Annotated in this window: 9 protein-coding genes; 3 read left to right on the top strand and 6 right to left on the bottom strand. The window is 62.9% G+C overall.

Annotated features, from left to right (window positions below; translation table 11 throughout):
- Positions 1–124: 124 nt before the first annotated feature.
- The 5 genes from CG471_RS21010 to CG471_RS20990 are packed head-to-tail and all read right to left on the bottom strand — an operon-like array spanning position 125 to position 6130.
- The gene (locus tag CG471_RS21010) at positions 125–1354 is read right to left on the bottom strand and encodes an outer membrane beta-barrel protein (RefSeq protein ID WP_180275761.1); all 1230 of its coding nucleotides are present in this window, start codon (positions 1352–1354) and stop codon (positions 125–127) included.
- 35 nt (positions 1355–1389) lie between these two features.
- The gene (locus CG471_RS21005) at positions 1390–1947 is read right to left on the bottom strand and encodes a polysaccharide biosynthesis/export family protein (RefSeq protein ID WP_004207875.1); all 558 of its coding nucleotides are present in this window, start codon (positions 1945–1947) and stop codon (positions 1390–1392) included.
- 35 nt (positions 1948–1982) lie between these two features.
- Positions 1983–2855, bottom strand: a complete 873-nt coding sequence (locus tag CG471_RS21000; protein WP_257211636.1) for a sulfotransferase — start codon at positions 2853–2855, stop codon at positions 1983–1985.
- Positions 2852–4066, bottom strand: coding sequence for a DegT/DnrJ/EryC1/StrS aminotransferase family protein (locus tag CG471_RS20995; RefSeq protein WP_099233546.1), 1215 nt, complete (start codon positions 4064–4066; stop codon positions 2852–2854). Before CG471_RS20995 ends, CG471_RS21000 begins: the two co-directional genes overlap by 4 nt.
- 12 nt (positions 4067–4078) lie before the next feature.
- A complete protein-coding gene (locus CG471_RS20990) occupies positions 4079–6130 on the bottom strand; it encodes a nucleoside-diphosphate sugar epimerase/dehydratase (RefSeq protein ID WP_099233544.1) in 2052 nt (683 codons plus the stop codon).
- A 360-nt stretch (positions 6131–6490) separates the two neighbouring features.
- On the opposite strand from CG471_RS20990, the gene CG471_RS20985 reads away from it, so the two are divergent.
- Positions 6491–7795 (top strand): glycosyltransferase, encoded by a 1305-nt coding sequence (locus tag CG471_RS20985; protein WP_180275760.1) that lies wholly within the window; start codon positions 6491–6493, stop codon positions 7793–7795.
- A gap of 89 nt (positions 7796–7884) precedes the next feature.
- Here the strand turns inward: CG471_RS20985 and CG471_RS20980 are convergent, their stop codons facing one another.
- A complete protein-coding gene (locus CG471_RS20980) occupies positions 7885–9222 on the bottom strand; it encodes a lipopolysaccharide biosynthesis protein (protein ID WP_234831870.1) in 1338 nt (445 codons plus the stop codon).
- Positions 9223–9381: 159 nt separating this feature from the next.
- On the opposite strand from CG471_RS20980, the gene CG471_RS20975 reads away from it, so the two are divergent.
- The gene (locus CG471_RS20975; RefSeq protein ID WP_004207861.1) at positions 9382–10254 is read left to right on the top strand and encodes a hypothetical protein; all 873 of its coding nucleotides are present in this window, start codon (positions 9382–9384) and stop codon (positions 10252–10254) included.
- Position 10255: 1 nt separating this feature from the next.
- Positions 10256–11428 carry a glycosyltransferase family 4 protein gene (locus tag CG471_RS20970; protein ID WP_099233540.1) on the top strand — a complete coding sequence of 391 codons (1173 nt, stop codon included), beginning with the start codon at positions 10256–10258 and terminating at the stop codon, positions 11426–11428.
- Positions 11429–11442 lie beyond the last annotated feature (14 nt).

The raw sequence follows: 11442 nt of genomic DNA, 5'->3' as shown, positions 1-11442 counted from the left end.
CTCGATAATCGCCCATTCCCGATCTGTCAGTTCGTACCGCCGCCGTGCCATCAAGCCCTCCAACTCTGGAGGCCTCTGAATCACGCCAATCGCCAATCCTCAAGGCTTTTTATGAGTTTACGGCCTAATAGGTCAGGCCCAACCGGATCATGCCCTGCCATTTGCTGAATTCGTCGGCCGCCGTATCGGCTGTCCGGCGGGTATAGGTGGCCACCGCCTCGATCCACATATGGCGGTTGAGCAGATAGCGTGCGCCGCCTTCGCCGGTCCAATAGCGCTGATCGGCATCGAAACTCTCGCGATAATGGACATTTCGCATCCCGACAGACCCGCGCATAATCAGGTTGTGCCGTACCTCCTGGTCGATGCCCAGGTCGATACGCGTGTCGATGCGTCCCATCGCGCCGGCGCGGATTGTCGCCACATCACCGCGGAAAATATCCAGGCGGACGGCGGTACGGGTCTGAGGGCGCCAGGTCAGCTGGCCGTTGGCGGACAGGCCGGTAAACGCATCAAGGGCAAGGTCGCGAGGATTGGAATGGAATATGCCGATGCCGATATTGCCGTTGAGCTTGTCACCCAGTTCCAAGGATACGCCGGCCAATGCACCATAGGTCGTGGTCGAGCGATCGACGCCGTTGCGGTCTGTCTTGAGGCGCGGCTCGCGATCGTTGAGATAGGGCTGGACGAAAACGGCCACGCGCTGTGACAGCTTGACCTGTCCCTTCACCGCGACGCGGTATGTCAGCATGTCGCGATCGGAATCCTCGAGCGAGAGATAGTCGAGCTTCGTCACCCCGGCTGTGGCTGTCACGCCGATGCGCGGACCATCATAGCGATATTCCAGATCGCCGTTGGTCACATTGATAAGCGCTGGCGATTGCGTCAGGTCGGGATTGGCCTCGGGCGCGCCGCGTCTGTCGAAAGTCCGGTCAAAGGATGCCGTTGCCGTCACCCAGTGCCGGTCACCGAACCCTTTGCGATAGCTTGCGCGAATGCCGAACTGATCGGTATTTTCCTGTGAGGTCTTGGCGTAGCGCGAAAATTCGCCGTAGCCGCGCAGGAAGAACATCGACGTGTCGGTGTCGCGGTTCACCTCCACGCTTGGCCGCACCAGAAAAATGGTGTCGGATTTCCGGTTTTCGTCGGTGGCGAAGATATTGTTGTCGAACCGCACGCCCAGGTCCAACCGGGGTTCGATGACAAAGCCGCCGGTTTGAATGGTGCGCGGCTCATAGCCGGGGCGCGGGAGATCGTCGATCGGCGTGGTGCGGGTGATATCCTGCGCGGCAAGGGGCGAGCCGCTGAGCGCGAACGCGATCACGAGCGGCAGGCGACGATAGCGCCAGCGCAAACGCGCTGCGCGACCAGACCCGTTCTGGCACACGTTCAGAACCAGCTTTCACGAATCTCGATCAGATCGCCGGGCTGGACCGGACTGGTCTGGGTCGCACTGCCGGCCATATTGGCACGCGTGATTTTCACCGTCTTCGTGTTGGCGCGGAAAGTGAAACCGCCGGCGACCGACACGGCGGTCATCACCGACATGCCCGGGACAAAGGGATATTGGCCGGGCTTTTGCACCTCGCCGGTGATGAAGAACGGGCGATAGGCGATGATCTGGGCGCTGACCTTGGGATCGAGTACCAATTGTTGCGCGCGCAAGGCGGCGGCTACATCGGCCTGCAGTCCGTCGACGGTCTTGCCCGAAGCCGGGATGTTGCCGACCATCGGCAAGGACAGCATGCCCGTGTCCGAGATGAGATAGGTCTCGCTCATCATGTCCAGCCCATAGACATTGAGGCGGACCTGGTCGCCGGGACCGAGCTGATAGGGGGTGGGGGCGGCAGTGGCCAGCGGCGTCAGCTTGGCTTCCGGTCCGGCGCAGCCACCCGGTCCCGTGGCGAACAGGGCAAGGGCTATCGAGATCAACAAGCGCTTTTCCATGCTATCCTCCCGTCTTCATGGCCTTGGTTGCCGCTTCAGGCGCGGGCACGCGTGGCGCCCGCCGGCGTGGAAATGCCGCCGCCGAGCCACATACTCAGATCCCGTTGAAGCATGTCCTGCAGCCGCAAAACATCGTCACGATAATAAGCTCTCAGCATCTTGTGCAGTTCGCCATCCAGTGGTGGATAGCGCACCGGTGATGCCAGCGATGCGCGTACCCGGGCGAGTACGGGGTTGCTCCGCAGCGGGTCCAGGGCCGGTCGCATGGGGCGCAGCAGCCGTCGCAGCGTCAACGGCAATAGCGGCGTACTGCTGTCATTCTTCCGGCTGTCCAGCTGATCGGGCGCGATATGGGCAGGGACGCCAATATGTCTGCATATGTCGACGATCATCTGTTCGGCGGAATGGGCCAGGTCCTCGTAGAGCAGCACATGCAACTGCTCGCGCGGGAACAGCTTCAGGAAGCGATCGAGATGTCGCGCATAAAGACCGCTGGCTAGGAACCGCCGCTCGGCGCTGCGCTGGCCCTGCAGATATTTGCGGGGATCGCCGCCAACCATCCCGCGCCGGTAGAGCATGCAGTAATCGGAATAGGCGCGCTGCACGGGATCGCGCAATTGCACGATCAACCGGGCTTCGGGCAGCGTCTGGAACAGGCGATCGGCGGCATCGGGATGCGCCAGATAGTCAGCCGACTTTTCGCCAAGAATGCGGTCCGGCGGCGCATCGTCGAACAGCGTGGCATACCAGTCCGTGCCGCGGGCATAGTCACTGCTGAAATAATGGGGTTCGGTCTTGGGCAGCCACAGATTGGGATGGCAGCGCAACTGATGGGCGATCCAGGTGGTCGCCCCCTTGACCGCACCGATGATGATGAAATGCGGGCGACGGCCGTCCGGAAACATCATCGGGCTCCCTGTTCGATGACTGTGCGCAGGATATTGCCCATATAGACGCAATCGGCGGCGGACAGGCTGGGATCGACAGGCAGCAACAGGCTGGTTTCCCCCAGTCGCCTGGCGACGGGCAGTCGGTTCGACGGGCCCATCGCCGCGTCGGTGAACGCGCGTTCGAGATAGATTTCAGGGCAGCTGCCCGACTGGCACGGCACGCCTAGCTCTCGCGCCGTTTCGATGATCCGATCGCGCGACCAGCCATCCTTCAGCCGTTCGAGCCGCAGAAACGCATAGAATTTATAATAGGCAGGGTCGATCCCGGGTTCCGGGTCGATCAGGCGGAGCGCTGGAATGTCTGCCAATATGTGCCGCAATATCCGGGCATTGTCGCGGCGCTGCCGAAGCCAGGTTGGCAGCTTCCTGAGCTGCGCAACACCGATCGCGGCCTGCATCTCGGTCATCCGATAGTTGCTGCCGAAATGATTGTGGAGCCAGCGGAAGGACACGCCATTGCCCCCCTGCACCATCAGTTCGGGATCCTTGCCATGATCCTTCAGCGCCCAGGCCCGCTTCCATATGTCGGGATCGCGCAGCAGCAGCAGTCCGCCTTCGCCGCCAGTCGACATGATCTTGTCGGTACAGAATGAAAATGCGGCCGCGTCGCCGAACCCGCCCATGACCCGGCCGTGGCGCGTCGCGCCATGGGCCTGCGCGCAATCCTCTATGATCCGGATGTTCCGCGCCGCGGCGAGCGCGCAGATTTCCTCCATCGGGGCGGGATGGCCGGCCAGATGGACGACGATGATCGCGCGGGTCCGGGCTGTCAGGCAGGCGGCGATCGTGTCGGGGCTGAGCCCCTGGGTCACTTCATCGACATCGGCAAAGACGGGGGTGGCGCCACAGGCCACGACGCAGCTCGCCGAAGCCATGAAGCTGCGTGCGGGGACGATCACCTCGTCGCCAGGGCCGATGCCCAGCGCCCTGAGCGCCACTTCCAGCGCGAGCGTCCCGTTGGCCAGGGCAATGGCATGGGGCATGCCGCACAGTTCGGCAAAGCCCTGCTCCAATGTCGCACAGCATTCGCCATGATGCAGGGCGTTGACGCGTCCGGTTTCCAATATCCCGGTTACGGCGGCGATCTCGTCCGGCGCATAGACTGGCCATTGCGACACGATCGACATGGAGCGCTGCGGGATGGCGTCATGATGGGGGCGAGCCAGCATCCTTTCCCTCCCTTATTGCATCTGGCGGACGGCGCCGTCCTGCGGCCATGTCGGCTTGGCGATCTGCGATTTTTTGATGGCCGTGAGGCAATTTTCCTTGTCCAGGGGGCGGGGCGGCAGCGGGGCTTCCCTGGTCACGGCATCCAGCATCTCGAACAGCAGATGGCGCACCTCGACCTGGTCATGGGCCAGGACGGCGCGTTCCAGTTGCTCAAAGCCGGCCTGCAGCCGTGCCGGCGGTACGGGCACCGGTTCGGCCTCGAACACGCCGGTAAGGTCGGACGGCAACTGGCGTTCGCGTTCGTCGAACAATTCCTCATACAGCTTCTCGCCGGGGCGAAGGCCGACGATCTTGATCGGCACGTCTCGCTCGAGGGCGAGGCCGGCCAGGCGGATCATGCGCCGGGCGATGTCGATGATCTTTACCGGTTCGCCCATGTCGAGCACGATGATGCGCCCGCGTTTCAGGCCATATTCCATGGCGCGCGCGGTGCTGTGCAGGATGAGTTGCACGGCCTCGTGCACGGTCATGAAGAAGCGCGTGATTTCCGGATGCGTCACGGTGAGCGGCGAGCGGCTCTCCAACTGGCGCTGGAACAGGGGAATGAGCGAGCCGCTGGAGCCCAGCACATTGCCGAAGCGGACGGTCATGAAGCGTGGTGCGCCGGGGTTTCCGGCGCCTTCGAGGTCAAGCGCCTGGCAGTAAAGTTCGCCCAGCCGCTTCGTGGCACCCATCACGCCGACCGGATTGACGGCCTTGTCGGTCGACACCTGAACCATGGCCCTGACGCCATGGCGCTTGGCCGCGTCCGCGACATTGCATGTGCCGAGCACGTTGGTCTGCACGCCCGCGCAGACATTGGTCTCGACCAACGGCACATGTTTGAGCGCGGCGGCATGAAAGACGAAATGGGGTTTCCATTCGGCAAATACGGCCATCACATGTTGCCGCTGCCGCACCGAACAGAGCAGCGCATGGCAGGAAATGGCGGGATAATTTTCCCGGATTTCCATTTCGACCGAATAAAGATTGAACTCGCCACAATCGAGCAGCAGCAGTTCGGACGGCTCGAAGACGGCAACCTGGCGTGCCAGTTCCCGACCGATCGATCCCCCGGCGCCGGTTATGAGCACGCGCTGACCCTTGATTGCCCGATGGACGATTTGCGCGTCGAGCTGGGTCTGGGGCCGGTCGAGCAGATCGGCGAGATTGATCAGCTGGAGGTCGAGCGGCTTGTTGATCTCCGTTGCCGGCGGCGCACGCAAGACGGACAGATTAAGCGTTTGCGCCGCCGTGACCAGTTTCAGCTTTTGCGGGCCGACCACGTCCTCGGGACCCGTGGCCAGGATGATGCAGGTGGGCCGCTGATTGCGCGCGGTGAGGTGCGACACGACATGGTCGATCGCTTCGACCCCGCCCAGCATCGGCACGCCTCGCAGCCGCAAATGCGCCTCGCCGCTGTCCAGGTCGAGAATGCCGACGGGCAGATAGGGGGGCGTCGGCAGCATCTCCAGATGGCGCAGGATGGTTTCGACATATTCGGGATGACCCACGATCAGGGCGCGCTGCTGGCTGACGGCGATGTCGGAGCGTCGCGCATTGTCGCGCATGCCGGGCAGGTTGATGCGGTTCAGGCCGCGCGTCATGTTGCGCAGCACGCGGCGCCACAGGCGCCCGGCGGACAGGAGCGAGATCAGGACCAGGCATTGGATGAACGGCACCGAAGTGGGCATCCAGCGCTGTCCCTGGCTCAGCATCAGGACGATCATCGTTGCGGTGATGGCCAGGATCGCGGCCTCGACCAGCCGGATCAGGTCCGGCAGGGAGGCGAGGCGCCAGATGCGGTTGTAAAGCCCGCTCCAATGAAAGGTCACCAGGCCCACAAGGATGAAGATCGGCAGGCTGTGCAACGCGCCGTCGACCATATGCTCCGGGACGGCACCGTTCATGCGCAGGATCAGGGCGATGCCGAGCGAGGTTGCTATTGCCCATGAATCATAGGCCATATAGGTAGGTGTGCGCCATTTGCGAAACAGGGCGCGAAGTTCACCGGCTATAGGCATGGTTTTCCCCTTGTCGATGCAAGCCAAGTTTCGGTGACCGCCTGAGCGCCCGGGCGCTCAGGCCACGAGATCCATCCGAACACGGCCTCCTTGAACAGGTTAGGTCGATGGCCGCCTGCGGTAAGCTGGGCATAGGGACATCCCGAAGAGGGGTATGGTGATGGCTCTTGTGGTGGGGCGCCTCCCCCCAAATGCCCTACCATGCTCAAAAGTAGTGCTGCCGGTCGCGGTGCCTTGCCCCCATGGATAGGGCCTAAAATAGCGAGCAGGCTGGCGCTGCGCTTCGATCTAATAGGGACGCTTCCATCAGGGGCACGTCGCGAAGCCATCTTCGGGCGATTTTTTGGGGCCGGCACGTCCATGAAGCTGCTTCATGTCATAACCGGATTGAACGTGGGTGGAGCCGAGGCGATGCTCATGCGCCTGCTCCACCATTCGTCCGCGCAGGACCAGGACGTGGTGGTGGCCTCGCTGATGCCGCCAGGCTTTGTCGGCCAGCGCCTGCAGGACAATGGCGTGCGGGTCCATGCCTTGGGGATGACCAGCGTTGCGACCGCCTTGCCGGCGACGCTCCGGCTGGCTGCGCTTGTCCGGCGCGAGCGTCCCGACGTGATCATGGCGTGGATGCACCATGCCCAGTTGGCGACCATGTGCGCGACGATGCTGGCGCGTACCGGCGCACCGGTGATCTGGAATGTTCGTCATTCGCTTGGCGGTGGCTATGTGCATGAAAAGAGGCTGACCCGCCTCGTCCTGCGGACCCAGGCGCTGCTTTCACGGCGACCGCAGGCGATCATCTACAATGCCCGGGTGGCGATGCAGCAATATCGGGCCATAGGCTTTGATCCCACGCGGGCGATGGTCATCCCCAATGGGTTCGATCTGGACGCGGACGGGCAGCGGGCGGAGGCCCAGGATCGGCTTCGCCGGATTTTCGGCATCGCGCCCGACCGCATCGTAATCGCGATGGTCGCGCGGGCGCATCCAATGAAGGATGCCGCCAATCTGGTATCGGCCTTCGCCCGGCTGCATCCCGCCCGTATGCCGGCGCATCTGCTGATCGTGGGAGAGGGGATGGACCGGCCGACGCCGGAGATCGCGGACGCGCTCTCGGCCTTGCCGACCGGCTACTGGACGCTTTCGGGGCAACGGAGCGATGTCGCGCAGTGGCTCGGCGGCGTCGATATCCTCGCCTTGCCCTCGGCCTGGGGCGAGGGATTTCCCAATATCGTGGGTGAGGCGATGGCCAAGGCCATACCCTGTGTCGGCACCGATGTCGGCGACACGGGCTGGGTCATCGGAGCGACGGGCCGCACCGTGCCGCCGCGCAATCCGACAGCCCTCGCGCTGGCGTTGATGGAACTATGCCATTTGCGGCCGGAGGAACGGGTGATGCTGGGCGGTGCCGCGCGCCAGCGTATCAGCGAGATGTTTGCGATCGATCAGGTCGTGAAGCGCTATGATGCGCTGTTTCGACAGGTTGCGGGACGGATCGAGAGCGACGAGCCGGGGCCATCGCCGCGTGATGCGATCCACCATATCGCTCGACTGACCAAATATTATGATGCCGATGATCCGGCGGAGGCTGGTGCGATGCACAAGCGCCTGTTGCGCAGCTGGCGCCGTTCCAAGCGTCGCGTGGTGGAAGCGCTGCATTTCAATTGAGGTGCCGTCCCAGCAGGACCAAAACAGGACCGGTGAACAGCATGGGTTGATCGGTCCTTTTTGCGTGTGATCGGAAAAGCCTTGTCGCCCTATCGCTGTTGCCAGGGGGCGACCTTGATCGCGCGGCGAAGGTTCAAGCTGAGACCGCCGAGCCAGACGATGCCGAAGGCCAGGTGGGCTAGATTGGCACCCATGGCACCGAATTCCATGATCAGCGGGGCGACCGAGCAGTAGAAGGCCATGGCACAGGCCACCACGGTACGTAGGACGCCCCGCTGTTCCCCCAGCGACAGCAGCCCGGCGCGACTGGCCGCGCCGCTGATCGTCATCGTCACCGCCAGGATCTGGACGATGAGGAGCGGTACCGCCCCGGCAAATTGCGCTCCAACGATCAGGCGCATCAGGCTCGCGCCGGCGATCAGGATGGTGAGGAAACAGGCCATGCCAAAGGCGAGCAGGATTAGCTCGGTTTGTATCACCACCCGCACGAAGGCGCGGCGATTGCCGGCCGCCGCCAGCCGGCTGAGGTCTGGATAGACGACCGATTCCACTTGGCTGCCGATCTGTTGCACGACGCGGCTGATCCGCTTGGCAATGTGAAACAGGCCCGCGCTTGCCGGGTCGGCAAGCCAGCCGACGATCAGCGTGTCGACCTGCTGGGCGCTCGACCAGACGGTCAGGGAAAAATTGGATCCCAGGGCAAAGCGCCATACCTTCGGAAAGCGCTCGTTGATGCCTTCGACGCTGGCGTCGAAAATGGCGCGCAGGCCTGGCGCGGGCAGAAGGCGTATCGCAAAGATGAAATTGGAAATCGACATGATGATCTGGGTAAATGTCCAGATCAGCACCATCTCGAACAGGTCTGCATCCATCACGAAGGCGATGCCGATCAGCGCCAGTCTCAGCAGCGCATTGGCGACCTGAATGCGTGCGATCATGCGATATTGGTCGGTCAGGCGGTATATCGCCGTGGCCACACCATTATAGCTAAACAGCAGCGACACCAGGAAGATGAGGGCCATTTGCAGGGTTTCGTCGCTGTAGCCGAGCAGCCATTGCCCCGTCAGTGCAATCCCGTTCGCCACCACCCACGCCGCAACGCCGCCGCCCAGGTCGAGCAACAGTCCGAATTTGAGCAGCGCGAAAAACGCGGCGGAATCCTTTTCGTGATCAAGGCTGGCGCCATAGCGGATGACCGGTTGCCAAGACTGGAAACTCAACAAGCGCTCGCTTGCCTGTCCCAGTGTCAGGATCATTGCCAGGATGCCATAGGCCGCGGGATGTAGCAGTCGAGCCGTAAGGGCGATGGAAAGTAGCGTGATGCCCAGTGTCGCCGCCGTTCCGCTCAGCAGGTGGGTGACGGCGCGCACGCGCCGGTGCGACATGGCTCGAAGCCCCCATGCGTGGGTCGAGATGATGAACGACAATAGCGGGTGCGCCCTCTCCATAGCCATGTCCCTCCACCATGATCGTCGCTAATTCATGGAACCAATCAGGATAAAAGCGCAGCTTTCCTGTAGATGTAATCCCAAATTGCCGATCACCGCAGCGACGCTGGATGATAAGGAACAGGCAGGGGAGACGTTATGTCCATCACCGCCAAAGCCTTTTTTCATCCTGCCCGAAAGCCGACTTCGACCGATGTCGAAGATCGTTTCTTTTCGGATCTGCGCACGCGCAACTCGACCTTCAAACGGACAGCAAGCGATCGCTTCCATGACCTGGATGCACGTTGTCTGGAAAGTTTCGAATTGAGTGGCGCCACCATCGGGCAGGTTCTTGATATCGGCATATCGTCCGGTGCGACGACGCTTGCCCTCTATGAGCGATTGCTGGCCTGTGGGCATATGCCGGCCGTGGTCGGCACCGACATCGCCATCGACGGTCGATTGGTGAAGGCCTATCCGGGCGTGCGGGTGCTGACCGACGAGGCGGGACATCCGTTGCAATATGATGTGTTGGGCCGGGTGGTACGCCCCTGGGGTCGTCGGGCCGACTATGCCACCGGCATGCTCGCGGTGCGCGCTCTGGCAAATGCCTGGCTGGGCGGACGTGCCCAGCGCCTCATAAAGCAGGGGGACGGGGACGTCACGCCCGTGCGCCTCATCAGTCCGCGGCTGAAGGCCGCGTCGAACGTGCAGATCGAGAAGAATGACATCTTTGTCGATACCCCCGCGTTCCGCCATCGGTTTGACTTCATCCGGGCCTGCAACATCCTAAATCGCGGCTATTTCGATGAAGAGGCGCTGCGCCGAGCGATGGCCAACATCGTGCGCTATCTGACCGGGCCCGGGGCCTTCCTGCTGATCGCCCGCTCTGCTCGGGGATGCCATGTCGGCACGCTGTTCCAGGTTTCTGCTAATGGCCGTTTTCTGGACGTCGTGGACCGTTTCTGCGGCGGGTCGGAAGTGGAATGGCTGATGCTTGAAACCCCGTTGCCCGAGCAATGGGCCATCTAGCATGCCGTCGGCCGTCACCATATGCTTTCCCTTCGTGGGAGACCTGGTGGGGGGCAGCCATATCTCTGCCAGCAGCTTGATCGCCAAGATCGATCAGCAGCGTTACGCGCCGCTCGTCATCGTCCAGAACCCGCAGGGCATCATCGCCCGGCTGTTTGCGGACAGGGGTATTGCTGTCGAGGCCATTCCCGCTTCCATTTCTCTCCAGCACGGCCGCAGGGTCGGCCCGTTGCGGGCACTGGAGCTGACGCGAGGCGCCATTCCTCTGGCCCGGTTCCTGCGCAAACGCCAGGTTGCCATCGTCCACAGCAATGACGGGCGCACCCATGCGACCTGGGCATTGGCCGCTCGGCTGGCAGGAGCCCAATTGCTCTGGCATCACCGGGGCGCACCCGATGCATTGGGATTGAGGATGGTTGCGCCGCTGCTGGCCAACCGGGTGGTTGCGGTGTCGCACTTCGCCGGCGACCAGGCGGGCGGCCTGCGCCGCAGGCTGCGTACCGATGTGGTACACAGCCCTTTCGATACATCCATCCAATGCGATCGATGGGCGGCCCGGCAGGCGATACTCGAACTCATCAATGCGCCGCCCACCGCCAATCTTGTCGGCTTTTCGGGCGTCCTGATCGACCGCAAACGGCCATTGCTGTTCGTCGATGCAATTGCTGCGCTTCGCCGTGTCGCGCCCGAACTCGATGTGCGGGGTGTGCTCTTCGGCGAGGCGCTTGACGGCATGGACGCCCAGGTTGCGGATCGTGCCCGGCGGCAAGGCGTCGGCGACGCGATCCATCTGATGGGTTTTCGCACTCCCGGCGCCTTCTGGCTGGCGGGGTGCGATTTACTGATGGTGCCGGCGATCGACGAACCTTTCGGACGAACGCTGATCGAGGCGATGCTGGTCGAAACGCCGGTCGTCGCGACTGCATCGGGTGGCAATATCGAAGCTATCCGAGACCGTGAGACGGGGCGTCTTGTTCCACCAGAGGACGCTCAGGCGCTGGCCGATGCTTGCGCCACCCTGTTACGCGATCCTGCGATGATGGAAGGCATCGGCCAATCTGCGCGGGCCGATGCCTTGCTCAAATTCGGCGAAGCGCGCCATGCCGATGCGATCATGGCGATCTATGACGACATGCTCCATGCTGGCGCCGGGCAGGAGACGCCCCATCGCTAGCGAGGCGACCTCTG

The sequence above is a fragment of the Sphingobium sp. IP1 genome (genome assembly GCF_002708645.1).
Taxonomy (GTDB): Bacteria; Pseudomonadota; Alphaproteobacteria; order Sphingomonadales; family Sphingomonadaceae; genus Sphingobium; species Sphingobium yanoikuyae.
Note: the sequence above shows the minus strand (reverse complement) of the source record. Positions and strands in the feature narration are given on the sequence as shown.

Coding starts and splice junctions, on each gene's coding strand:
- CG471_RS21005 (WP_004207875.1), bottom strand. CDS start 1,947: ATGGAAAAGCGCTTGTTGATCTCGATAGCCCTTGCCCTGTTCGCCACG.
- CG471_RS21000 (WP_257211636.1), bottom strand. CDS start 2,855: ATGATGTTTCCGGACGGCCGTCGCCCGCATTTCATCATCATCGGTGCG.
- CG471_RS20995 (WP_099233546.1), bottom strand. CDS start 4,066: ATGCTGGCTCGCCCCCATCATGACGCCATCCCGCAGCGCTCCATGTCG.
- CG471_RS20990 (WP_099233544.1), bottom strand. CDS start 6,130: ATGCCTATAGCCGGTGAACTTCGCGCCCTGTTTCGCAAATGGCGCACA.
- CG471_RS20985 (WP_180275760.1), top strand. CDS start 6,491: ATGAAGCTGCTTCATGTCATAACCGGATTGAACGTGGGTGGAGCCGAG.
- CG471_RS20975 (WP_004207861.1), top strand. CDS start 9,382: ATGTCCATCACCGCCAAAGCCTTTTTTCATCCTGCCCGAAAGCCGACT.
- CG471_RS20970 (WP_099233540.1), top strand. CDS start 10,256: ATGCCGTCGGCCGTCACCATATGCTTTCCCTTCGTGGGAGACCTGGTG.